This is a genomic window from Bacillus swezeyi, from assembly GCF_001969815.1.
Taxonomy (GTDB): Bacteria; Bacillota; Bacilli; order Bacillales; family Bacillaceae; genus Bacillus; species Bacillus swezeyi.
The window spans coordinates 1-22,980 of sequence record NZ_MRBK01000001.1 but is presented as its reverse complement, the minus strand read 5'-3'; the positions used below and the strand labels follow the sequence as shown (position 1 = coordinate 22,980).

Sequence of the window (22,980 nt, the reverse complement as noted above, 5' to 3'; positions counted from 1 at the left end):
ATTATTTTTGAACGATGTAATTTTTCATGCCAATACGCATGACACTCAATTGCACCATTCACAACCTTATCCGTATTTATTACTTAGACAACCCAAAAATCGCCTTTTGTTCAGTCATAGCTTTTTACTTCTTTTCAATTTCGGCAAAGCCCGCAGACTCTTTTTAGGTCCTATATGCACAATCAGTTTGTAATCTAACCTCGCTGTATAATTTCACCCTTAAAAATGCAGCAATTACCTACCGACAGATTTGATATAAACAACTTTATTGTCACTAATCCATTTCTCCAATTTGGATGTTTTTTGGACATAAAAACACCCCTTTGGCTAAGCATAACCAAAGGGGTGAACCTTCGCAACTTTTTTATAACCATCGTGACTTTTTTTAAAAGTCACGTATGACAACAACCTTACTCCACCGTCACACTCTTCGCCAAGTTCCGTGGCTTATCAACGTCACAGCCGCGGTGCAGCGCTGCATAGTATGCGATCAGCTGCAGCGGGATGACGGAGACGAGCGGTGCGAGCTCCGGATGCACTTCAGGCAAGACGAAGCGATCGTCTGCTTCTTCCAGGCCTTTCAGGGAGATCACGCAAGGGTTGGCACCGCGGGCTGTCACTTCTTTGACGTTTCCGCGGATGCTTAAGTTGACGTGCTCCTGTGTCGCAAGGGCAATGACTGGTGTGCCGTCTTCGATCAATGCGATCGTACCGTGCTTCAATTCGCCGCCGGCGAAACCTTCAGCTTGAATGTAAGAAATCTCTTTCAGCTTCAGGGATCCTTCGAGGCAGACGAAATAGTCGAGGCCGCGGCCGATGAAGAAGGCATTGCGTGTTACGGTCAAGTATTCACGTGCGATCATTTCCATTTCGTCTTTTTGGTCGCAAAGGGCTTCCATCGCGTTTCCAATAATGCCGAGCTCTTTGACAAGATCAAAGCCGAGTTCTTTGCCGCGGCTTTCCGCAGTCACGGCTGCCAAAATAGCGAGAACTGCGATTTGCGCCGTATATGCTTTTGTTGACGCTACCGCGATTTCAGGGCCGGCATTCAGTAAAAGCGTGTAGTCCGCTTCACGGGAAAGCGTGGATCCCGGTACGTTGGTCAATGTCAGCGCTTTATGTCCGAGCTTTTTCACCTGTACGAGAACCGCGCGGCTGTCAGCCGTTTCTCCGCTTTGAGAAATAAAGATAAACAGCGGCTTCTCAGAAAGCAATGGCATGTTGTAAGAGAATTCGCTGGCAACATGGACTTCAGTCGGAACTTTTGCCCACGTTTCAATGAATTGCTTGCCGACAAGTCCGGCATGGTAGCTCGTTCCGCAGGCGATGATATACACGCGGTCAGCTTCAGCGACAGCATTTGCGACATCTCCCGGTACGGAAAGCTTTCCGTTCTCGTCTTGGTATGTTTGAATGATTTTCCGCATGACAAGCGGCTGTTCATCAATTTCTTTTAACATGTAGTGAGGGTATGTGCCTTTTTCGATATCGCTGGCATCAAGCTCTGCAATATAAGAGGCACGGGACATCATTTCACCTTCAAGGTTTTTGATCACAACTTTTTTGTCTGTGACGATGACCATTTCTTTATCCATAAGCTCCACATATTCATTTGTCACTTGAAGCATAGCCATCGCATCAGATGCGACAACATTGAATGTATCTCCAAGACCGACGAGCAGCGGGCTTTTGTTTTTTGCGACATAGATTGTTTCCTTGTTTTCATGATCGAATAGTGCAATCGCATAGGAGCCTTTAAGCAGCATCAGCGTTTGGCGGAACGCTTCTTCTGTATCAAGTCCTCTATTGACGAATTGTTCGATCACCTGAACAACAACCTCTGTATCCGTATCACTTTTTAAGTTTACATCTTGTAAATATTCGCGTGTCAGCTGTACATAGTTTTCAATGACACCGTTATGAACAAGTGTAAATCGGCCTGACGCGCTTCGATGCGGGTGGGCGTTTAAGCGGCTTGGCTCTCCATGAGTCGCCCAGCGTGTATGTCCGATTCCCGCCTGGGAGACTATGTTCTCATCAACGGCTGCGCGAAGATCGGCGATGCGGCCTTTTTCTTTAAACACGTGCACGCCATCTTCGTTTGCTACAGCGATTCCTGCTGAATCGTAGCCGCGATACTCCAATTTTTCCAACCCTTTTAGTAAAATTTCCTTTGCATCAAGCTGGCCAATATAACCTACAATACCACACATAATTTTCTTCCTCCTGAATCGCAGGCAGGAGACAAAGAAAGTCTGCTTTAAGGCGGGGACATTTCTTCGTCCCCTCCTACATGTTTTTGTTGGAAGATCATGTGATTTCCCTTTGTTCAAAGAGTCGCCTCTTTGGTTTGAGGAAATCCTTGCGGCTGTGATCTTTTAGGTCAGCCGGGAGGCATCCGCCGAACATTTCGATAACCTCCATCCTCGTCAACTAAGCCTTTATCCGTACGCTTAGTCCGGGCGCTATAACTATAAAATAATCTTTCTACCCTGCCTTTCCTTTTGAATAAAACAAGACAAGCTGATTTTACTATAAGCAGAAAGGAACCGTCAAACCATTTTTAAAATGGTTCACATTTTTTTCAAGATTGAACCGGTTCCCTTTATCATATGCCGAATCAGCATGTCCTGTTCATTAGTCTTTTGCGGAAGATTACTCCGCTCCCATTTCCGCCTTCACGACATCAACAATGCGGCTTACATATTCCTCGCAAAGCTCCTTCGTTCTGGCTTCAGCCATCACGCGGACTAGCGGTTCCGTGCCTGAGGGGCGCACAAGGATGCGGCCGTCGCCGTTCATTTCCTTCTCCACTTGTTCGATGACTGCTTTCACTTTTTCGTTATCTGTCACTTTATACTTATCCGTTACTTTGACATTGATCAAGAGCTGCGGAAACTTCTGCATTTCCGCTGCAAGCTCTGATAACGGCTTGCCTGTCATTTTGATCGTGTTCATCAGCATGATCGCTGAAAGCAGACCGTCGCCTGTTGTATTGTAGTCAAGGAAAATCAGATGGCCCGACTGTTCGCCTCCTAGCGTATAGCCGTCTTTTTTCATGGCTTCCACTACATACCGGTCGCCGACTGCCGTCTGAACACTTTTGATGCCTTCCGCTTCAAGCGCTTTGTAAAAGCCGAGGTTGCTCATCACCGTGGAGACGACGGTATTATCTGCAAGACGGCCTTCACTCTTCAAATACTTCGCACATATGTACATGATTTGATCGCCGTCAACAATATTTCCTTTTTCATCTACAGCGATCAGGCGGTCGCCGTCGCCGTCAAACGCCATGCCGACGTCCGCACCCTTTTCCTTCACAAACGCGGCCAAAGCTTCAGGATGAGTCGATCCAACACCGTCATTGATGTTTAATCCGTTCGGAGACGTTCCCATCGTGGAAACATCTGCGTCAAGATCGGCAAATAAATGGGTTGCCAGTGAAGATGTCGCCCCATGTGCACAATCCAGTGCGATATGAATGCCCGTGAAATCCTCGTCAGCCGACTGCTTGAGAAACTGCAAATATTTCTGTCCGCCCTCAAAATAGTCGTTCACCATTCCAAGGTCAGCGCCGACAGGCCTTGGCAGATTGTCTTCCGGCTGATCCATGAGACGCTCGATTTCAAGCTCCTGTTCATCGGACAGCTTGAAGCCGTTGCCGCCGAAAAACTTGATTCCGTTGTCTTGGACAGGATTGTGGGAAGCTGAGATCATCACCCCTGCTTCCGCATCCATTGCTTTCGTCAAGTATGCAACACCAGGCGTCGAAATGACGCCAAGACGCATGACCTCCGCTCCTATCGAGAGGAGACCGGCGACAAGGGCCCCTTCCAGCATATGTCCGGAAATACGTGTGTCACGGCCGATCAGCACCTTGGGACGTTCTTTATCTTTTGTAAGGACATAACCGCCAAAACGTCCGACTTTAAAGGCCAGCTCGGGTGTAAGTTCACTGTTCGCCACACCTCTCACACCGTCTGTTCCAAAATACTTGCCCATTAATATCGCTCCTTTTTGATTCATGAAGGTTGTGAATCTGTTTCATTATGATCCTGCTCTTCATCCTGACCTTTGTCATTTTCATTTTGAGATGTTTTTGAAGAAATTCTGACTTTAACGCTTTTTTGCGGCAGCGACCATGCTACATTTTGCGGTCCGTTGACTTCAAGTTTGACATCGTGTTCGCCGTCACTCAGATCCGCCACATTGACATAGAGCTCTATGTCTGACGGCTGAAGATTTTCAATCGAGGCTGCTGACCCCTTGGCCGTGAGATCGAGCTTGCCTGTTTTCGGATCTAGAAACTCAAGATTCCGGCTGTCATTCATTCCCACGGTTTTAATTGAAACGTCTTTTAGTTTCTTTTCTTCTTCCTTGTCAACTTTCACCTTAATTTTCACTTTTTCAGGCGACACTTTTTTAGCCCCGTCAGGCACTGGAATATCAGCTTCCAATTCAGTATCATCTTTCATTTTACTTAAATCAATCTCGGGGCCGTCGACAAATTCTAACGAATCAAGAACATTTTGCGGTCCGTAGACGGTCACTTCGCCCGGGCTTGTATCCAAGCTTGATATGCTGATGCCGTCCGGAAGGCTCCCTTTCCGATCAAGCTTAATCGGAACTTTTTTGCTGGGGCTTGTGACCGGAACGGTGATTTTGACGACAGAAGGATCAACTTCAACCGGAAGAACATTGCCGTCCCGGTCATAGACCGTAAGCTTCGCTTCCTTTTCAACCGACTGGTCTACGCCTTCCAAATTAATCGTCGCCTTAATGTTTTCGATTCTGTCGATCACGGCTTTTGAGCCTGTGACACTGACATTTTTCGGATTGACAATCGGCTGTTCCGGCGTGTAGCCGTCTTTCATCTTGTTTTTATTGTAAAAGTCGACTTCAACCGGAAATTCCTTCGTCGTTTTTTCTTCGATCGTCACCGTTGTTACCGATGGGTTGATGGAAATGCTGAGTCCGTCGGCAACATTTCTGGCTTTTAACTCTACTTTGTGTCTGCCGGTCTTCAGGTTTTCCATGTCTGCATAAATCTCAAAATCCTTAACCTGTCTTACTTTCTTTACAGTTCCTGTCGGTCCTTTGATCGTGACATTCACGGTTTGCGGTACACCAGTTACGACGTAGTTTTCATCATCATAATACGACTTCACCGGTATATCGGTCAGTGTCGCTTCATCTGTTGTCGCTGTAGGGAAAAACGATTCACCTGGTTTCTTCGGGGTCGGCGCTTGTGCACTGTGGACCGCAAAGTAAAGCAGAAACGCGAACAACAGCGCGACTACTTTGACAGCCCAAGGATTGTTTAAGAACTTATCCATTCTTCTTCCCCCTCCAATACCAGCGATTTGAGGAAGCTTCCCGCGTATTTTTTTTGAATTCCGCCTCAAGCATATTTTTCAAAGCTTCTTCCGATAAATCACGGTGAAGGTCTCCGTTTTTGGCGACACTGATTCCGCCGGTTTCTTCGGAGACGATGATCGTCAGGCTGTCGGTTACTTCACTGATCCCTACCGCCGCTCTATGCCTTGTGCCGAGCTCTTTAGAAATAAAAGGGCTTTCGGACAGCGGGAGATAACAGGCGGCTGCGGCGACTTCGTCATTTTTCATAATCACGGCGCCGTCATGAAGCGGTGTATTCGGAATAAAGATATTGATCAATAGTTCAGAGCTGACCTTTGCATTCAAAGGAATCCCTGTTTCTATGTAATCGCCCATGCCAGTTTCCCGCTCAATCGTTAACAGCGCACCGATGCGCCGTTTTGCCATATATTTAATCGCTTTTGTAATCGCATCAATCGTTTTCTGCTGCTGCTCTTCTTCAGGGGTTCCGCTCCGGGAAAAAAAGCGTCCTCGTCCGAGCTGTTCCAGCGCTCTCCTTAATTCAGGCTGGAATATGATGATAATCGCCAAAAACCCCCACGTTATCGCCTGGTCAACCAGCCATTGCAGTGTACTCAAACCTAGATACTGACTGGCCAGCCGGACGAGAACAATGACTACGATTCCCTTTAAAAGCTGAACCGCCTTCGTTCCGCGGATAACCATCATTAATTTATATATTACGTACCAAACAAGGAGAATATCAACGGCATCGCCGAGGTACTGCAAGAAAGGGATATCCTCAAAAGCCATTTCCTCGTCCTCCAAGAATTCAGTCATTAGTCAAGTGAATATGTTTTAAAATGGTGTGATATATCATTATATATACAGAGGCTATTATAGCACAATTTGAATTCCCAAGTGAAATGACCGCCCTTTATAAAAAAAGAGCAAAGCTCTTAATGTCCGCTTTGCTCTTGATCTTTTGAATCATCCGCGCCGAAAACCGTTTTTCCGGTCGATTTGATCTTGTACCAGACCCAGTCAAACACCGCGTTGATTTCGTGAATCTGACCGGTGACTTGTCCGGCTGAAGCCGTATATTTTTCTCCGTTTACAATAGTGACGTCACCTTCAATTTTGCCTTTTATAATAAGCTTGCCGTTTTTCACGGTTACATCGCCTTTGACAACCTCGCCTTCAGGCACGATAACCGTATTGTTTTTCACAACGAGATTAGGCTGGTTGGATACACTGAAATCATGATCATTTTTCCAGCTTGAAAAAAAGCTGCCGCCCATCAAAATCATAAATAAAGCTGCCGCCACAATAAACGGATGGGCTTTCAGCCATCTGTTAATGGAAACCGTCCGTTTTTCCTTCGGTAGATTCGCCAGCACATTGGCCGTAAAGTTTGCCGGAGCTGTAAGATGCGACGTACTTTGCACAAGAGCGATGGATTTTTCCATTTCATGAAGGCGCTTTTTACATCCTTCACATGATTGGAGATGCTCTTTTAATCGCGTTTCATCTTCCGGAAGAATGTCTCCATCAAGATATTTATGCATAAGCTGAACAATGTGCTCCGGACAGCTCATTTCATCACCCCACTTAAAGATCCCTTAATTGTTTTCTTAGAGCCTCTCTGCCCCTGTGTATTCTCGTTTTCACAGTACCTACGGGAATATTCAAGATTTCACTGATCTCAATGAGTGAGAGCTCATCAATGTACTTCAATACGATGACCGTCCTGTATTTATCGGGAAGCCTTAAGATTTTTTCCTGAATGGTGCTGTGCAGCTCCAAAGAAATCACTTCGTCCTCCGGAAGCGCAGCATCCGCCGCAACCTGGGAATACATCGTTAGTCCTTCTGTCCCTGCCACCTCTGCATCCAAGTAATAGTCCGGCTTTTTTTTACGGATACGATCGATGGTTAAATTCGTTGCGATTCGATAAAGCCATGTGGAAAATTTCCGGTTTATATCAAAACTGTCGATATTCACGTATGCTCTGATAAATGCTTCCTGTGCAATATCTTCCGCCTCATGCGCATTCCCGAGCATACGGTAGCAAAGCTGATAAATTTTGTCTTTGTAAATATCCACGATGTCTGCAAATGCGTTACGGTCGCCTTTTTTCACCTGTTTGATTCTTTTTTTTATCATTGTTTCCATATTTATCTAACCTCTGCCTTCACCGGTCTTTATGTATACGAATAGATTTTTTAAAAGGTTTCATGAAATTCATAAAAATAGTTTATCAAATTTTTGGGAGGGTGTAGATGGTTTCAATAAGATCGAGCCCTTAATATTAGCTTAAAAATATTAAACATGATAAATGGTTTGAAATTGAGACTTTCCTCCAAAAATAACAGCGGCCTCCGGAGCCGCCGATATCGAACTTCTTATAATAATTTTTCGCCAAACAATGAACCCATTAAAGCAACAGCCGTTTCAGCCGTTTTGTTTCTCTCATCCAATATCGGATTCACTTCAACAAACTCAGCCGATGTAATGAAATTGGATTCTTCAAGCATTTCCATCGCCAAATGGCTTTCCCGATAGCTGATTCCACCCGCCACAGGGGTTCCGACACCCGGCGCATCATTTGGGTCAAGAGCGTCTAAATCAAGCGACAAATGAACACCGTCCGTCCGCTCCCGCAAATAGTCAATCGTTTCCTCCATCACCCTCGTCATGCCGAGGCGGTCGATTTCATGCATTGTGTATACTTTGATTCCTTTTTCACGAATCAGCTTCTTCTCCCCATCATCAAGAGATCTCGCTCCGATGATGACAATGTTTTCCGGTTTAATTTTGGCATCTTTTCCGTACAGGCCGGTTAACCCTTCATGGCCGATCCCAAGACTGATAGCCAGCGGCATACCGTGAATATTGCCTGAAGGAGATGTTTCCTTTGTATTTAAGTCAGAATGCGCATCATACCAAATGATGCCCAAGTTTTGATAGTGTTTCGCAAGCCCGGCAAGCGTACCAATCGCAATGCTGTGGTCTCCGCCAAGAACGAGAGGAAATGAACCTGATGCTACAATTTTGTCAACGGCTGCTGCCAGCTTCAAACTCGCATTTGTAATCGCTTTCAAATTGCGTAATTCTTCGGATGCTGTTTCTTCGCCTTCCTTCTCATCCTCTCTCTGGCCGATTGTCAGATCCCCCAAATCTTCAATCCCTCCGAAAAGGCCTTCCAGCCGTTCATTAACTCCCGCACAGCGAATCGCACTCGGCCCCATATCTACTCCTCGTCTCAGCTGTCCGAGATCCATCGGCACACCGACCATTGAAATCTGTTGTTTTAACATGTGATATCCCCCTTCCAGACCTTCATTGTACCGTTCAACACAAAATTGACTCAACAAGACATTTTTTTGAATAGTTATACAAAAAGGCAAAATAAAAAGGACATCCGCACAGGATGTCCAAAAACTGGGCTAGCTGGATTCGAACCAGCGCATGACGGAGTCAAAGTCCGTTGCCTTACCGCTTGGCTATAGCCCAAAAATGGTGGAGGGGGACGGATTCGAACCGCCGAACCCTGAGGGAGCGGATTTACAGTCCGCCGCGTTTAGCCACTTCGCTACCCCTCCGAAAAAAACAGTGCCGGCCAGAGGACTTGAACCCCCAACCTACTGATTACAAGTCAGTTGCTCTACCAATTGAGCTAGACCGGCATGATGAAGAATAAACATTATATAAGAAATAAGTTTAAATCGTCGTCCCGAACTCAGCAGGCTCAATCACAGAAGCCTTTCCTTCGGTACGCTGAAGCCAAGCTCCGAAGCACATTCGATCGTGCTCTACCAATTGAGCTAGACCGGCATATCAATATATCTTATGCTTTCACACTTGCGGTTGTGAATAACCGCTCCGCAAAAATGGTGGAGGATGACGGGATCGAACCGCCGACCCTCTGCTTGTAAGGCAGATGCTCTCCCAGCTGAGCTAATCCTCCGCAGTACAGGACGTACAAGTGCATGCGTTGCAACAGGATGTTGCGCCTTTAGCATGCCTTCCATTAAAAAGCCCCGGTATGCACCTTACGCTTTTTAACATGCTGTCCTAAAAAATGGTGACCCGTACGGGATTCGAACCCGTGTTACCGCCGTGAAAGGGCGGTGTCTTAACCGCTTGACCAACGGGCCAAAACCTTGTTTTCAAACAGCTCTCGTAAAGCTGACAAAAGTTATTATATACAGGTTCCTCCCCATTTGTAAAGGGGAAATTAAAAATTTTTATTTTCAAACTTCTTGCGTGAATCTTTTTAGAAATGGTTTAAAATATGAGTATCTGAATACAGGAGAGGGGAAGACGGACATGATATTGGTCAGCTCGTGTTTAGCAGGTGTTGAATGCCGCTATAACGGGACGCACAGCTATGTCGAAAAAATAAATAGACTCGTTGAAGACAATAAAGCGATGATCGTTTGTCCTGAATTGCTCGGCGGTTTTCAAACCCCGCGGGAACCTGCCGAAATTTCAGGCGGAACGGGTGAAGATGTTTTAAACGGTGATGCGGTCATCATGACGACATCAGGAGAAAATGTAACAGATCTTTATTTAAAGGGTGCTTACAAAACACTTGAACTCGCCAGGCAAATTCAGGCTGATACCGTTGTTTTAAAAGAAAACAGCCCATCCTGCGGAAGCAGCCGCATTTACGATGGCAGTTTTTCAAGCCAAAAAATAGCCGGAAACGGAATCACAGCAGCCCTTCTCAAACGAGAAGGCTTTCGCGTAGTTTCCGAACATCAAATAGATGAGCTGTAAAAACACGTGGCGAAAGCGCAGTCAAGACTGCGCTTTATTTTATTCTTCCGCCGTCTTCATTAGAACCGTTTTAAAACAAAATTTCATTATTTTTCTTTTCTTGTTGAAATAAATTTCCAGAGTGAATATACTGAAAATTAAGAAATATATGCTATTCCGTGTCAGGAGGATTGGTTAATGGAAAACAGCAGCCTAAGCTCCTTAACGACCGAGCTTCGCAATGAAAAGTCAAAGCGTATTCACCAAGCGGAAACAATCGATATTCTCACAATCATCAATGAAGAGGACAAAACAGTGGCTGAAGCAGTAGAAGCCGTTTTACCCGATGTGAAAACTGCCGTTGATTTTGCTGTCGAGTCGTTAAAGAAAGGAGGGCGGATCATTTACATTGGCGCCGGAACAAGCGGAAGGCTCGGCGTACTCGACGCAGCGGAATGCCCGCCGACGTTCAGCATTTCTCCAGATACAGTCAGAGGAATGATCGCCGGCGGAGAAAAAGCTTTGTTCGAAGCTGTCGAAGGTGCCGAAGATCATGAAGATTTTGGAATGCGCGATCTGCAATCGATTCAACTTTCAAAAAACGATACGGTTATCGGAATTGCCGCCAGCGGCCGGACCCCCTACGTACACGGCGGGCTGAAGTATGCCAGACAGACCGGCGCCAAGACAATCTCCTTGACCTGCAACAAAGATTCGGCGATCAGCAAAGCAGCCGACCACAGCATTGAAGTGGTCGTAGGACCTGAAGTCGTTGCGGGATCGACGCGAATGAAGGCTGCAACCGCTCATAAAATGATCTTGAACATGATCTCGACAACAGCCATGATCCGAATGGGCAAAGTCTACGAAAACTTGATGGTAGATGTTCATGTCAGCAACGACAAACTGAAAGAGCGAGCGATTCGAATCATCGAAACCGTCACCGGCGCCGATAAGAAAACGGCCGAAGCAGCACTGGATAAGGCCGGCAATCAAGTCAAAATCGCAATCATTATGTTGAAAACAAAAACGGATGCAGACACAGCACAACATCTGCTGAAGCAATCAGAAGGCAATATTGCAAAAGCATTAACGATTCATGGAGAAAGCTCCTAAAGGAAAGGAAGAAACAATGGCTACAGGAGGATTGGAAATCATTCAAAGCATGCTTCACAAACTCCCTCAGTCTGAACGGAAACTTGCTGAATACATTTTAGAAAACCCACATCACATCGTAAACAGCACGATTCACGAAATCAGCTCTTCCGCAAAAACAAGCGGCGCGGCGGCGATCCGCCTCTGTAAATCACTTGGTTTAAAAGGATTCAATGACTTAAAAATGCGCGTCGCCGGCGATCTGATGAAACCTTCTGATCAAGGGTACCGGGATATTGAACCGCAGGAGCCGCTTTATTCAATCGTTCAAAAAACAACAAGCAATTCGATTCAGGCGATTCGCGATACATTTGACAACATTGACCATGAGCAGCTTCAAAGAGCGATTCAGCTGCTCATCGATGCAGGGACGATTCACTTTTGCGGAATCGGCGCCTCAGGCATCGTCGCACAGGACGCCCAGCAAAAATTTTTAAGGATCAAAAAAAAGGCGACGGCATTTACAGACATGCATCTTGTCGCAACATTAATCGCCAATGCAGATGAACATGACATCGTATTTGCCATCTCACATTCTGGAGAAACCCGGGAAATCGCCAATGTACTAAAACTTGCCAAAAAATACGGCGTCACGGCCATTGGATTGACCCGCTTTTCACAGTCTGCCGTTTCATCTTTAAGCGATATCGCGCTGTATACGTCATGTTCTAATGAAGCACCGTTTCGAAGTGCTGCAACCTCCTCTCGTTTAACACAGCTGTATATGATTGACATTTTGTTTTTAGGAATGGCCGCGGAGAAATATGAAGAAGTCATTCGATATATAGATAAAACAAAAGCGGCCATCAGCTTGATGGGAACAAATGGATTGTAAGGGGGAAATATAGATGACCGATGAAAAAAAATACGCGATCTTGGCTAGGCATATTTTGGAACAAATTGGCGGCGCGGAAAACGTCGCAGACTACACCCATTGCATGACCCGGCTGCGGATCACGCCTGTCAGCAGTCAAAAGGCAAACATCAAATCCATTAAAGCGTTGGAGGGCGTCATCGGCGTCGTCCAAGGAGAAACGCTACAAATCATTCTCGGCACAGGCGTTGTTCAGCATGTATCAGATGAATTCGGGAAGCTTCTCGTTTCATCAGACCTTGATGATTTAAAAAAAGCCGCAGCCAAGCATAAATCGGCGGTCTCAAAGAAAAACGCAACACCCTTTAAACTGTTTCTGCGCCGGATCGCAAGCATTTTTATCCCGCTTATCCCCGCACTCGTTGCTTCCGGCTTAATTACGGGCATCACAAAAGCCATTGTCCAAGCCGGCTGGCTCTCAGAAACGTCACAAACCGCCATTATCTTAACGGTGATCGGCTCCGGTTTATTTGCTTATTTAGGCATCCTTGTCGGAGTCAATACGGCGAAGGAATTCGGCGGTTCCCCTGCACTTGGCGGATTGGCGGGTATTCTGATCCTGAATCCGGCCGTGGGCGACATCAAGCTGTTCGGCGAAGCCCTGCTTCCGGGCAGGGGCGGTTTGATCGGCGTTTTATTCGCAGCTGCTTTTATCGCTTTTATCGAAAAACGAGTCAGACGATACATTCCTCATTCACTCGATATCATTGTGACACCTACTGTCTCCCTTCTGCTCACCGGAATCGTCACATACGTCATCTTCATGCCGGTCGGCGGCTTTATTTCTGACGCCATTACCTCAGGACTTTTAGCCATACTAAATATCGGCGGCATTTTCGCCGGATTCATATTGGGCGCCACCTTTCTTCCGCTCGTTGTTACCGGACTGCATCAGGGGCTTACACCCGTTCATATGGAATTAATCAACTCGATCGGCGATGATCCTCTGCTGCCGATTTTGGCAATGGGAGGCGCCGGACAGGTAGGAGCCGCTTTTGCCATCTACTTTAAAACGAAAAAAGCCAGGCTGAAAAGAGCGATTGCAGGCGGACTCCCGTCAGGCATGCTCGGCATCGGTGAACCGCTCATTTTCGGTGTGACCCTTCCTCTCGGCCGGCCGTTTTTGACCGCTTGCCTTGGAGCAGGCGTCGGCGGAGCTTTCCAGGCCTATTTCAAAATCGCAACCGTTTCGCTCGGCGTCTCAGGACTCCCTCTTTCATTCCTTGTTCATACACATCAAATCTTTTTGTACGTGATTGGTCTATTGATTTCATATGCTGCCGGACTTTTCTTTACGTATGCATTTGGCTTCAACGATGATATGGCAGTTGAATTTGATTAAACGTTTGTTTAACATTTCCACCATATGGTTTTAACAGGAAAGGAGTGACAGCATGAAAAAAATCATCGCCGGAACCATCACCGCCCTTTTATCACTTGCATTCATTTTACCTTCTCCATCACCGGCCCAGACAGTCATTGCAAAAGACAGGCAGCATCAGACATATCCGGTTTTAAAGAAAGCAAAAAATCCTGAAGAAGCCGGTTTTTCTTCAGAAAAACTAAAACAAGTTGACCGCCTGATTGAACAGGATGTGAACAAAGGATTTCCCGGTGCATCCCTGATCGTAGTCAAAGACGGAAAAATTGTGAAAAAAGAAGCCTACGGCTACAAACAAAAATACAGCGGACTCACGCCGCTCAAGCATCAGAAAAAGATGAAACCAAGTACGATGTTCGATCTCGCCTCCAACACAAAAATGTATGCCGTCAACTATGCGCTGCAGCATTTGGCAAGCCGGGGAACGATTGATCTGAATGCAAAAATCTCACATTATATTCCCTGCTTTAAAGACCTTCCAGAAGACATCATCAAAGGAAAAGACCGCCTTCGTGTGATTGATTTGCTTCATCATACGGCGGGGTTTCCGGCAAGCTGGAACTATTACGATCCGCAAACGGCCGGAAAGCTGTACTCTCAGACAAGGAAAAAAACGTTGGCATTTCTTTCAAAGACCCCCTTGGCCTACGAACCAGGCACAAAGCAGCTATACAGCGATATCGATTATATGCTGCTCGGGGTGATCATCGAGAAAATCACAGGCCAGCGCTTGGACCAATATGTTGAAAAACAGTTTTACCGGCCTCTCGGCTTGCGTCACACCATGTTTAAGCCGCTGCAAAAGGGCTTTAAACCTTCTCATTTCGCCGCTACCGAGCTAATGGGCAATACAAGGGACGGCACTGTGTGGTTTCCTAATATCAGAACATATACGCTGCAAGGAGAAGTTCATGACGAAAAAGCATTTTATTCGATGGGTGGCATTTCAGGGCATGCAGGCCTGTTTTCAACAGTGGATGACATGGCAGTACTTCTGCAGGTCATGCTGAACGGAGGCGGCTATGGCGATCGGCAGTTATTCAACAACACGGTCATTTCCGAATTTACAAAACCGTCAAAAACAAATGCCGCATATGGACTAGGATGGCGCCTCAACGGCAATACCGATATGGAGTGGATGTTCGGAAAGCATGCGAGCAGCAAGGCATATGGACATACCGGCTGGACAGGAACCGTCACCATCATCGATCCGGCATATCAATTGGGTATTGTCTTATTGACCAACAAAAAACACTCACAGGTGATCGATCCTTCAAAAAATCCGAATCAGTTCGAAGGTGATTTATATTCAACAGGAAAGTACGGAAGTGTGATCACTGCTGTCTATGAAGCGCTGAATAATAAATAGGAGGCGATTCTCCATATGAAAAGATTTTTTCAATGCACGCTGATCGCTGTATTGCTGTCAGCCCTCGCATTGCAGCCCGGCACCTCAGAAGCTGATGCAAAACAGCATTCAGAACAGAGTGTCAAACAAATGGTCAGCGATATGACGCTTGAGGAGAAAATCGGGCAAATGCTGATGCCTGATTTTAGAAATTGGAAGAAAGAAGGCGATTCGAGCGCCAAAGAGCTAACGGAAATGAATGACGAAGTAGCCGGAATCATACAAAGATACCACCTTGGCGGCGTGATTCTTTTTGCCGAGAATGTCACAGGCACGGAACAAACGGTTCGCTTAACTGACGGCCTCCAAAAAGCCAGTCCGGATACTCCGCTCTTCATTACGATTGACCAGGAAGGCGGAATAGTCACCAGGCTGGAATCAGGCACAAACCTGCCCGGCAATATGGCAATCGGCGCTTCAAAAAGCAGTAAAAATGCTTACCGTTCCGGAAAAATCATTGGAAAGGAATTAGCAGCGCTAGGCATTAACGTTAATTTCAGCCCTGTACTTGATGTGAACAACAATCCCAATAACCCGGTAATTGGCGTTCGCTCGTACAGCTCCAAGCCGGAGTTGGCCGGCAAGCTCGGCATTAAGACGATGAAAGGCCTTCAAGACGAGCGAATCATCGCCACCGCAAAGCATTTTCCCGGCCACGGTGATACAGCGGTTGACAGCCATTACGGCCTTCCGCTTGTCCCACACGATGAAAAGCGGCTCAGAAGCGTAGAGCTTGCCCCCTTTCAAAAAGCGATCGATGCAGGAATTGATATGATCATGACAGCGCATGTCCAATTCCCCGCATTTGACGATACAACCTACAAAAGCAAAAAAGACGGAGAAGATATCATGGTTCCCGCAACACTCTCCAAAAAGGTGATGACAGACCTTTTACGGAAAGATCTCGGCTTCGACGGAGTTGTTGTGACGGATGCCTTAAACATGAAAGCCATCTCCGACAATTTTGGGCAGGAGGAAGCTGTCGTCATGGCCGTCAAAGCAGGGGTTGATATTGCGCTTATGCCAGCTCAAGTCACCTCTCTTGAGACAGAGAAAAACCTGACCGGTGTATTTGAAGCCCTTCTCAAAGCCGTCAGACAAGGAGACATTCCGATTGAACAAATCAATCAATCGGTTGAAAGAATTCTTACGCTAAAAATGAAGCGGGGCATACTCGACAACACTGCGCCCGAATCTCTTCAGAAAAAAATCAAATACGCCTTGAAAACAGTCGGCAATCAAAAGCACGCAAAGTCAGAAATGAAAATGGCAAGAGAAGGCATCACCGTATTAAAAAACAGCAGCGGCACCCTTCCATTCAAACCGAAAAAAGGGGATACCATTCTCATTCTCGCTCCATATGAAGACCAAACAAGAGCGATCTCAAAAACAATCAATAAGATAAAGAAAAAAGCGGTTTTAAAAGAATATCATTTTGCAGAGAAAGTATTTAATGAAGAAGTTGAAAAACAAATCGACCAGGCCGATTATGTCATCACAGGATCATATGTCGTCAAAAACGACCCTGTAGTGAACGACGGAATCATCGATGATAACATTCAGGACTCAAGCAGATGGGCAACCGCTTTTCCGCGCGCCGCAATGAAATACGCCCAGTCCAAACAGAAAAAGGTTGTCTTAATGAGCCTCCGCAATCCTTATGACACGGCAAATTTTGAAGAAGCTCAAGCGGTGATTGCGGTTTATGGATTTAAAGGCTATACAAACAGGCGTTTCAGGCAGCCGAACATCCCGGCCGGGGTTGAAGTCATCTTCGGCAAGGCAAAGCCTAAAGGAACATTGCCGGTTGATATTCCTTCTGTTACCGAGCCGGGAGAAATTCTTTACGAATTCGGATTTGGATTAAATCTGAAAAACGGCAAACCGCTTAAATAAGGAGGGGATACGATGAGAAAAAAAGCGCTTTGGCTGCTCGCAGGAATGGTTGTCTTAGGCACCTTGACGGCAGCTGCAACCTATCCGGGCAAGGAAAAGAAACCGAAAGTCACACCAGGCATCGAAATGCTCATGAACAAGAAAAGCTTATTAAAAGGAAAAAGGGTTGGGCTGATTACAAACCCTACAGGTGTTAATGCAAGCTTAACGAGCAGCATAGATTTGCTTCATCAAGACCCCGATATTGAGCTGACCGCGCTTTTTGGACCTGAACACGGCGTACGGGGGGACGCTCAAGCAGGAGATGAAGTTGAATCATATATTGACGAAAAGACCGGTCTTCCCGTCTACAGTCTTTACGGTGAGACAAAAAAGCCCACACCGGAAATGCTGAAAAATATTGATGTCCTGCTATTTGATATCCAAGATGTCGGAACACGCTTTTACACTTACATCTACACCATGGCATATGCGATGGAAGCAGCCAAGGAAAATGACATTCCGTTTATCGTATTGGACCGACCAAATCCGCAGAGCGGAACAAAAGTGGAAGGCCCGGTTCTCAACCCGGATTATTCATCATTTGTCGGAAGATATCCCATTCCTTTAATACACGGAATGACGGCAGGAGAACTGGCAAAACTGTTTAATAAAGAGTTTGACATCGGCGCCGACTTAACCGTCATCAAAATGAAAGGCTGGAAACGGCAGATGTTTTTTGAAGATACAGGGCTTCCTTTCGTCCTGCCTTCCCCAAACATGCCGACGGCTGACACAAGCATTGTCTATCCCGGCACAGGCTTAATTGAAGGAACCAACATTTCTGAAGGAAGAGGGACGACCAAACCTTTTGAATTAATCGGCGCACCTTACATGAAAAGCACGGAACTGGCCGAGAAACTAAACAACATGAAACTTCCTGGGGTTCGATTTAGAGCCGCTTCGTTTACTCCGACATTTTCAAAGCATCAAAATAAACTGTGTCACGGCGTGGAGCTTTATGTGACAAACAGATCGGCCTTCAAGCCGGTAAAAACCGGCCTCTCGATCATTAAAACTGTCCATGACCTGTATCCGAAAGACTTTGAGTTCCTCCCTTCGGGCAATTTCAACCGCCTGATCGGAAACGGCTGGGTCAAAAAAATGATCGAGCAGGGTGAGTCAATAGAAAACATCGTCAAAAAATATGAGGCAGAGCAAAAACAGTTTATGAATACCAGAAAGAAGTATTTGCTTTATTAAGAAGGGCGGCAGCCGCTCTTCTTTATTTTTTGCCGCAGGTTGGGCTGTTCAATAACCCTCATCTCATGTAAGATATGTAAAACTGCCTTTGGGCATCTGTATTATTTTGAGGGGGAGAGATTCATGGAATTTTATCTTGTAGATGTGTTTGCAGAAACAAAATATGCGGGAAACCAACTCGCTGTATTTAAAGCAGAAAAAAACTTATCGGGTGAAGAGATGCAAAAAATCGCAAGGGAAATCAATTTCTCCGAGACAACATTTATTTTATCCGGAAAACAGGAAAACGGCGGATATGACGTCCGAATCTTCACCCCGGAAAAAGAAATTCCGTTCGCTGGCCATCCGACATTGGGCACAGCTTTTATTATTAAGAATGAAATCGAAACAGAACCTTCTTCAAATGTCATTTTGAATGTGAAAGCAGGCGCGATTCCCGTGGCATTTGACAAAGGTGGTGATCATGTTATTTGGATGAAACAAAACCCTCCTTTGTTTAACCGCACTTTTGACAAAGAAATGCTGGCGGGCGTACTGGGAATCGACCCAAGTGATATAGATTTGAATTTTCCGATACAGGAGGTTTCCACAGGTCTTCCTGCGGTTATTGTGCCATTAACATCACTAAGTGCAGTTAAAAAGTGCAAAATCAACAGTGATCAATATGAAGCTTTTATAAAAGACATAGAAGCCAGTCTACTCGTTTTCTCCCCGGAAACATATCATGAAAAAAACGACATCAATGCACGGGTATTTTGCGATTGTTTCAGTGTTCCCGAAGATCCGGCGACAGGCAGTGCAGTTGGGGATCTCGCCGGATATTTACTGCATCACCGTTACTTTGATAAAAGTCAGATCAGCATAAGGGCTGAACAGGGATATGAAATAAACCGGCCTTCCCTGCTTTATATTGAAGCTCAGACAATGGAAAACAGCATTGAGATTCATGTCGGCGGAAATGTCCACCTTATCGCAAAAGGAACTTGGCGAGTTTGACACCGAAGTCTGGCCTTCTATGAAGGCAGACTTTTTTTATCGAAAGTCAGCCCGCTGAGACTTTGCCGACGAACGAAAAGCTGCGAAGAACCAAATAACATTTACGATGGTTAATACAACGCAGAGACTTATAACTCCCCATAATGCAGATTGAGTTCCGCTAAATGAGCCAAACAACAAAATAACTGGAATCATTGCAACAATGATCAATAGTCCAATTCCGCAAAAAACGGCCATTACAAACTTCATTGCGTCAATTCCGATCATATAAACAATGAGAGGAAGAATATAAAATACCAAAACGGTTCCAATTGCCGCCCACATGCCGAAAGTGCCAAACTGATTGGCATGTGGGCCTGAATCGGCGAGCGGTGAAAGTGAAGCGGTGACTAACAAAGAGGAAAAGAGAAATGCAGAGATTAATGTCATGATAACAACGCTTGCTTTATTTTCCATGATGCTTTTTACTCCTTTAATGTATTGGATATTTGCTGGGTGTCCGCCGGAAAACGGTTCATCCGGGATTTGCAGAGGCTGCCGTTTAAATAAGTTCTTTATCCGCGCAATTGCAAAGAAGCATGGCAAAGTCTGTTGATCAGAGTCTGGTCTTCTATGAAGGCAGACTTGTTTTTTCATCGAAATGATTCGCTTTCTTCAGCTCGCTTCTTGCAAGCAAATGTCCAAACAACGCAGCCAGGATTTGCTGGAACAGCATGCCGATCACAACCGGCACAGCCACTTTCGCCGGAAAGAAACTGGTGGCCAAGACTGCGCCTGCACTGATATTCCGCATTCCTCCGGTAAAGATTAAAGCAACGATTTCCTCTTGCGGCCGTTTCAGCATCCGGCCTAAAAGCCAAGCCGTTAAGTAGCCTGTGAATGCGACTAAAAAAACCGTTAAAGCTATCGTTAAAAACTTTAAATCGACCGTTTTCAAATAGGGAGCGACCACTGAGCTGTTAATCGCCACCACTGCAGCTAATCCCATTTTAGAAAATGGTGCGCAATTCGCGCTTAAACGCGCTGTCCTCTCCGGAGTTGAAAATTGGTTGACGAGCATCCCTAATAAAGAAGGGATCACCACCATTCCGAATAAACCTTTCATCATACCCGCTACATCCATTTCGACCTGGGCGCCTGCAAGAACTGAAAGACTGAAAGGGACAATAAAAGGAGAAAGAATCGTGTCAATTAAAATGATCGATAGGGTCAAGCCGATATTCCCTTTATACATAGCTGCCCAAATCATACTTGTAATACCAGTTGGGATCACAACGCCGAGAATAAGCCCTGTAATCGTAAATGAATCGCCATTAAACACAAGATGCCCCGTGCACCATGCCAACACCGGCATAAATACATGCAAAACAAATAAAGCCAGCAGCATTGGCAGGGGATGAACCACTGCAGCTTTAAGCGACTGAAAGTTGGCCCCCAAACTTCCAGCAAACGTCATAAAAGCAAAAATCCACGGTACAAAAGCAGCAAACCCGTGTAAATGTTCTGACAGCAATACCCCGCTGACAACGCTTATAGGCGTCAGTAAAGGCATGATTTTCCCAAGTGTTTTATTTATTGACTGAAGCATAGATGTTAAACGCCCGCTCTCTTTGAATTATATATATTGATTATAACAAAAGATGGAATATCAAAACAGGAAGGCAAAAGAAAGAGGAAAACTGTGGATTGAAGTTTTATGCATAATGTTTTCTTTTTTTATACGGAACAGCAGCCAAAATGGCATCAATCTTAAACATTCTGATCTGCTGTTTTTGGAAGCAAAATGCCTTTACATAACCGTTTTTAATTTCCTTGATGAGAATCGTTCGTTTGGAGAATTCGCTCTTCTTCATATAAATCATTTCTACTGGAGAACCGTCTTCCATGGCCCGGTAAAGCACTTTTCTCATCTTCTCACTCCTTTCTTTTACCATTATTTTATACGAACATTCGTTCCATTTCAAGTGTGGATTTATAGTAAATATTGGGACTCTTTAAGTTCATGTATGAAATTATTAGCAAAAGGAAGAAACTTTTTAAGGAGATTATGCGTCAGTAAATACGTCACATCTTAAAGAAGGAGTCCCGCCATGGCCAGAACCTATAAAACTCGAATGAAGAAAAGGAAAAGGCAAAACAGAAATAAAAGGCTTCTCATATTTGCCTTTCTGCTTATTTGCGGATTGATTTACATTGCTTTTCCGGAAACCCCATATGATCATCAGGAAAAACATTTGCAAGCAACTGAAAAACAGACAAAGCCTGAAAAGAAAGAGGATCAACATCCTGATCAAAAAGAGGAAAAACAGAGCCGCATCGTAACAAAAGACGATAATGCACAATTGGATGAGTATTTAAAAAGCATTGAATTCAGCGGTACGGCATTGATCGTGGATGAAGGAAAAATTGTTACAAGCAAAGGCTATTCATATGCAAATCGCAAACAAAAGGTGCCAAATACACCGGATACCGTTTTTTATGTTGGTTCTTCACAGAAAGCGATCATTGCAGCTGCGATTCTTCAGCTTGAAGAAAAAGGTCAGCTGTCGGTAAACGATCCCGTATCAACATACCTGCCGGATTTTCCAAATGGCTCAAATATAACTCTTTATCATCTTCTGACACACACATCAGGAATTCGGGGCCACAAAGAAGGTAATGGATATATTTCACCAAAAGATCTGATTCAAGACATTGAAGAACAAGGCATTAAAAATGGGCCGGGGAAGTGGGATTATAAAGATTCCAATTATTCCGTGCTGGCATACATCGTTTCAACGATAAGCGGCGAACCTGTCGATCAATATGTTACAGAGCACGTTTTTAAACCTGCCGGTATGAAGCATGCTGGCTTTTATAAAACTTTCGCAAAACAAGCACATCAATCAACAGGCTATAAACTGAATGCACTTAAAAAGCTGTATACACCTGATATACCGGATTTGTCTCAGCTTTACGGAGCAGGGGATATTTATATGACTGCTTATGATATGTATTTATTTGATAAAGCGCTTTATGAAAGAAAAATTATTTCGGATGAGAGTTTCACAAAAATGTTTACACCCAACAAAGCGACATACGGGATGGGCTTTTACGTTTCTCCTGGAAGCTATTCAAGCCACGGTGTGATGCCCGGTTATAACATTTTAAACAGCTTCAGCCTGACAGGGAGCAGATATGTCATTCTATTTTCCAACATCCAAAACAACATAAAGTCTTTTGGGAAAGTGAACAATCGTATCTACTCTATATTAAACGCATATTAAAATGAGCTTTCTGTCTGAAGACGACAGAAAGCTTTTTTATAAAGACATTTTTTCAGTCAGAAAAGAAAAAAGGATTTTTTTCATATTTATAGAAATAGGAATATTGATGAGATTTCAATATGAAGGAAGGTTATAATGTCAGCTTTAACAATTTGCAAAGTTGTGATGATCATTGCGGTTGCAAGTTTATTTATACGAGCTTTCAAAGGTCAAAAACATCATGAACCTGATACGTTAAAATACGGAAGTTACATGATGTTCCTTCTTGTTTTGGAAGTAGCGATCACCGTTTTATATGAGTTGGTATAAAAACAATAAAAGCAGGCGTTGTGCCTGCTTTAAACATCGTAATACAACAAAAAAGCTTTCCCCTCATTTGGAGAAACCTTGTCATATCAACGTATTCACTTAAGCTTCCAAGCGGGCTCGAACCGCTGACCTCTTCCTTACCATGGAAGTGCTCTACCTGCTGAGCTATGGAAGCATTGGCTCCGCAGGTAGGATTCGAACCTACGACCGATCGGTTAACAGCCGATAGCTCTACCACTGAGCTACTGCGGAATAAGTTAAGCTTCATTTCATGCAAGGTAAAGATATAAATAAACAGCTTGGCGGCGTCCTACTCTCACAGGGGGAATCCCCCAACTACCATCGGCGCTGA

20 protein-coding genes and 7 tRNA genes are annotated in these 22,980 nt (G+C 45.0%); 10 read left to right on the top strand and 17 right to left on the bottom strand.

What is annotated here, in order from left to right:
- Positions 1-410: 410 nt before the first annotated feature.
- The 12 genes from glmS to BTA30_RS00075 all read right to left on the bottom strand — a co-directional run bounded on the left by glmS (position 411) and on the right by BTA30_RS00075 (position 9,497).
- Complete coding sequence (glmS, locus tag BTA30_RS00130) at positions 411-2,213, bottom strand: glutamine--fructose-6-phosphate transaminase (isomerizing) (RefSeq protein ID WP_076757831.1); 1,803 nt, start codon at positions 2,211-2,213, stop codon at positions 411-413.
- 442 nt (positions 2,214-2,655) lie between these two features.
- The gene (gene glmM, locus BTA30_RS00125; protein WP_076757828.1) at positions 2,656-4,002 is read right to left on the bottom strand and encodes a phosphoglucosamine mutase; all 1,347 of its coding nucleotides are present in this window, start codon (positions 4,000-4,002) and stop codon (positions 2,656-2,658) included.
- 20 nt (positions 4,003-4,022) lie between these two features.
- Entirely contained in the window at positions 4,023-5,336 is a 1,314-nt protein-coding gene (locus BTA30_RS00120; protein ID WP_076757825.1) for a CdaR family protein, read from the bottom strand.
- Positions 5,329-6,150 (bottom strand): diadenylate cyclase CdaA, encoded by an 822-nt coding sequence (cdaA, locus tag BTA30_RS00115; RefSeq protein WP_076757823.1) that lies wholly within the window; start codon positions 6,148-6,150, stop codon positions 5,329-5,331. The genes BTA30_RS00120 and cdaA overlap by 8 nt, the downstream gene beginning before the upstream one ends.
- Before the next feature lie 146 nt (positions 6,151-6,296).
- Complete coding sequence (gene rsiW / locus BTA30_RS00110) at positions 6,297-6,935, bottom strand: anti-sigma-W factor RsiW (protein WP_076757821.1); 639 nt, start codon at positions 6,933-6,935, stop codon at positions 6,297-6,299.
- Positions 6,936-6,948: 13 nt separating this feature from the next.
- The gene (gene sigW, locus BTA30_RS00105; protein WP_026585614.1) at positions 6,949-7,512 is read right to left on the bottom strand and encodes an RNA polymerase sigma factor SigW; all 564 of its coding nucleotides are present in this window, start codon (positions 7,510-7,512) and stop codon (positions 6,949-6,951) included.
- A 230-nt stretch (positions 7,513-7,742) separates the two neighbouring features.
- Positions 7,743-8,657 carry an arginase gene (gene rocF, locus BTA30_RS00100; RefSeq protein ID WP_076757819.1) on the bottom strand — a complete coding sequence of 305 codons (915 nt, stop codon included), beginning with the start codon at positions 8,655-8,657 and terminating at the stop codon, positions 7,743-7,745.
- Positions 8,658-8,781: 124 nt separating this feature from the next.
- Positions 8,782-8,853, bottom strand: a tRNA-Gln gene (locus tag BTA30_RS00095).
- Positions 8,854-8,857: 4 nt separating this feature from the next.
- Positions 8,858-8,942 (bottom strand) — tRNA-Tyr (locus tag BTA30_RS00090).
- Positions 8,943-8,953: 11 nt separating this feature from the next.
- A tRNA-Thr gene (locus BTA30_RS00085) sits at positions 8,954-9,026 on the bottom strand.
- 205 nt (positions 9,027-9,231) lie between these two features.
- Positions 9,232-9,307 (bottom strand) — tRNA-Val (locus BTA30_RS00080).
- 115 nt (positions 9,308-9,422) lie between these two features.
- A tRNA-Glu gene (locus BTA30_RS00075) sits at positions 9,423-9,497 on the bottom strand.
- Positions 9,498-9,669: 172 nt separating this feature from the next.
- Here BTA30_RS00075 and BTA30_RS00070 point away from each other — a divergent pair.
- The 8 genes from BTA30_RS00070 to BTA30_RS00035 all read left to right on the top strand — a co-directional run bounded on the left by BTA30_RS00070 (position 9,670) and on the right by BTA30_RS00035 (position 19,053).
- Positions 9,670-10,122, top strand: a complete 453-nt coding sequence (locus BTA30_RS00070) for a 2-thiouracil desulfurase family protein (protein ID WP_076757817.1) — start codon at positions 9,670-9,672, stop codon at positions 10,120-10,122.
- Between the two features lie 177 nt (positions 10,123-10,299).
- On the top strand, positions 10,300-11,217 hold the full coding sequence (gene murQ / locus BTA30_RS00065) for an N-acetylmuramic acid 6-phosphate etherase (RefSeq protein WP_076757814.1): 918 nt from the start codon (positions 10,300-10,302) through the stop codon (positions 11,215-11,217).
- Between the two features lie 16 nt (positions 11,218-11,233).
- Positions 11,234-12,091: a MurR/RpiR family transcriptional regulator gene (locus tag BTA30_RS00060; RefSeq protein WP_076758332.1), complete on the top strand. Its 858-nt coding sequence runs from the start codon at positions 11,234-11,236 to the stop codon at positions 12,089-12,091.
- Between the two features lie 13 nt (positions 12,092-12,104).
- Entirely contained in the window at positions 12,105-13,472 is a 1,368-nt protein-coding gene (locus BTA30_RS00055) for a PTS transporter subunit EIIC (RefSeq protein WP_076757811.1), read from the top strand.
- Between the two features lie 52 nt (positions 13,473-13,524).
- The gene (pbp4b, locus tag BTA30_RS00050; RefSeq protein ID WP_076757808.1) at positions 13,525-14,880 is read left to right on the top strand and encodes a penicillin binding protein PBP4B; all 1,356 of its coding nucleotides are present in this window, start codon (positions 13,525-13,527) and stop codon (positions 14,878-14,880) included.
- Between the two features lie 15 nt (positions 14,881-14,895).
- Positions 14,896-16,815 carry a glycoside hydrolase family 3 protein gene (locus tag BTA30_RS00045; protein WP_076757806.1) on the top strand — a complete coding sequence of 640 codons (1,920 nt, stop codon included), beginning with the start codon at positions 14,896-14,898 and terminating at the stop codon, positions 16,813-16,815.
- A 12-nt stretch (positions 16,816-16,827) separates the two neighbouring features.
- The gene (locus BTA30_RS00040; RefSeq protein WP_076757803.1) at positions 16,828-18,057 is read left to right on the top strand and encodes an exo-beta-N-acetylmuramidase NamZ family protein; all 1,230 of its coding nucleotides are present in this window, start codon (positions 16,828-16,830) and stop codon (positions 18,055-18,057) included.
- A 123-nt stretch (positions 18,058-18,180) separates the two neighbouring features.
- The gene (locus tag BTA30_RS00035) at positions 18,181-19,053 is read left to right on the top strand and encodes a PhzF family phenazine biosynthesis protein (protein WP_076757801.1); all 873 of its coding nucleotides are present in this window, start codon (positions 18,181-18,183) and stop codon (positions 19,051-19,053) included.
- A gap of 36 nt (positions 19,054-19,089) precedes the next feature.
- Here the strand turns inward: BTA30_RS00035 and BTA30_RS00030 are convergent, their stop codons facing one another.
- The 3 genes from BTA30_RS00030 to BTA30_RS00020 all read right to left on the bottom strand — a co-directional run bounded on the left by BTA30_RS00030 (position 19,090) and on the right by BTA30_RS00020 (position 20,963).
- A complete protein-coding gene (locus BTA30_RS00030; protein ID WP_076758330.1) occupies positions 19,090-19,509 on the bottom strand; it encodes a DUF5391 family protein in 420 nt (139 codons plus the stop codon).
- Positions 19,510-19,663: 154 nt separating this feature from the next.
- Positions 19,664-20,641, bottom strand: a complete 978-nt coding sequence (locus BTA30_RS00025; protein ID WP_076757798.1) for a bile acid:sodium symporter family protein — start codon at positions 20,639-20,641, stop codon at positions 19,664-19,666.
- 106 nt (positions 20,642-20,747) lie between these two features.
- Complete coding sequence (locus BTA30_RS00020; RefSeq protein WP_076757796.1) at positions 20,748-20,963, bottom strand: WYL domain-containing protein; 216 nt, start codon at positions 20,961-20,963, stop codon at positions 20,748-20,750.
- A 180-nt stretch (positions 20,964-21,143) separates the two neighbouring features.
- On the opposite strand from BTA30_RS00020, the gene BTA30_RS00015 reads away from it, so the two are divergent.
- Entirely contained in the window at positions 21,144-22,319 is a 1,176-nt protein-coding gene (locus tag BTA30_RS00015; protein ID WP_076757793.1) for a serine hydrolase domain-containing protein, read from the top strand.
- 135 nt (positions 22,320-22,454) lie between these two features.
- Positions 22,455-22,628 carry a hypothetical protein gene (locus BTA30_RS23130; RefSeq protein WP_158027585.1) on the top strand — a complete coding sequence of 58 codons (174 nt, stop codon included), beginning with the start codon at positions 22,455-22,457 and terminating at the stop codon, positions 22,626-22,628.
- A 102-nt stretch (positions 22,629-22,730) separates the two neighbouring features.
- Here BTA30_RS23130 and BTA30_RS00010 read toward each other — a convergent pair.
- Together BTA30_RS00010 and BTA30_RS00005 are read right to left on the bottom strand one after the other, a co-directional pair.
- Positions 22,731-22,803: transfer RNA gene (locus BTA30_RS00010), tRNA-Thr, on the bottom strand.
- 2 nt (positions 22,804-22,805) lie between these two features.
- Positions 22,806-22,880 (bottom strand) — tRNA-Asn (locus BTA30_RS00005).
- Positions 22,881-22,980 lie beyond the last annotated feature (100 nt).

Bases quoted from the DNA above. Each gene is read 5' to 3' on its own strand.
- glmS (WP_076757831.1), bottom strand. From the start codon at position 2,213: ATGTGTGGTATTGTAGGTTATATTGGCCAGCTTGATGCAAAGGAAATT.
- glmM (WP_076757828.1), bottom strand. From the start codon at position 4,002: ATGGGCAAGTATTTTGGAACAGACGGTGTGAGAGGTGTGGCGAACAGT.
- BTA30_RS00120 (WP_076757825.1), bottom strand. From the start codon at position 5,336: ATGGATAAGTTCTTAAACAATCCTTGGGCTGTCAAAGTAGTCGCGCTG.
- cdaA (WP_076757823.1), bottom strand. From the start codon at position 6,150: ATGGCTTTTGAGGATATCCCTTTCTTGCAGTACCTCGGCGATGCCGTT.
- rsiW (WP_076757821.1), bottom strand. From the start codon at position 6,935: ATGAGCTGTCCGGAGCACATTGTTCAGCTTATGCATAAATATCTTGAT.
- sigW (WP_026585614.1), bottom strand. From the start codon at position 7,512: ATGGAAACAATGATAAAAAAAAGAATCAAACAGGTGAAAAAAGGCGAC.
- rocF (WP_076757819.1), bottom strand. From the start codon at position 8,657: ATGTTAAAACAACAGATTTCAATGGTCGGTGTGCCGATGGATCTCGGA.
- BTA30_RS00070 (WP_076757817.1), top strand. From the start codon at position 9,670: ATGATATTGGTCAGCTCGTGTTTAGCAGGTGTTGAATGCCGCTATAAC.
- murQ (WP_076757814.1), top strand. From the start codon at position 10,300: ATGGAAAACAGCAGCCTAAGCTCCTTAACGACCGAGCTTCGCAATGAA.
- BTA30_RS00060 (WP_076758332.1), top strand. From the start codon at position 11,234: ATGGCTACAGGAGGATTGGAAATCATTCAAAGCATGCTTCACAAACTC.
- BTA30_RS00055 (WP_076757811.1), top strand. From the start codon at position 12,105: ATGACCGATGAAAAAAAATACGCGATCTTGGCTAGGCATATTTTGGAA.
- pbp4b (WP_076757808.1), top strand. From the start codon at position 13,525: ATGAAAAAAATCATCGCCGGAACCATCACCGCCCTTTTATCACTTGCA.
- BTA30_RS00045 (WP_076757806.1), top strand. From the start codon at position 14,896: ATGAAAAGATTTTTTCAATGCACGCTGATCGCTGTATTGCTGTCAGCC.
- BTA30_RS00040 (WP_076757803.1), top strand. From the start codon at position 16,828: ATGAGAAAAAAAGCGCTTTGGCTGCTCGCAGGAATGGTTGTCTTAGGC.
- BTA30_RS00035 (WP_076757801.1), top strand. From the start codon at position 18,181: ATGGAATTTTATCTTGTAGATGTGTTTGCAGAAACAAAATATGCGGGA.
- BTA30_RS00030 (WP_076758330.1), bottom strand. From the start codon at position 19,509: ATGGAAAATAAAGCAAGCGTTGTTATCATGACATTAATCTCTGCATTT.
- BTA30_RS00025 (WP_076757798.1), bottom strand. From the start codon at position 20,641: ATGCTTCAGTCAATAAATAAAACACTTGGGAAAATCATGCCTTTACTG.
- BTA30_RS00020 (WP_076757796.1), bottom strand. From the start codon at position 20,963: ATGAGAAAAGTGCTTTACCGGGCCATGGAAGACGGTTCTCCAGTAGAA.
- BTA30_RS00015 (WP_076757793.1), top strand. From the start codon at position 21,144: ATGGCCAGAACCTATAAAACTCGAATGAAGAAAAGGAAAAGGCAAAAC.
- BTA30_RS23130 (WP_158027585.1), top strand. From the start codon at position 22,455: ATGTCAGCTTTAACAATTTGCAAAGTTGTGATGATCATTGCGGTTGCA.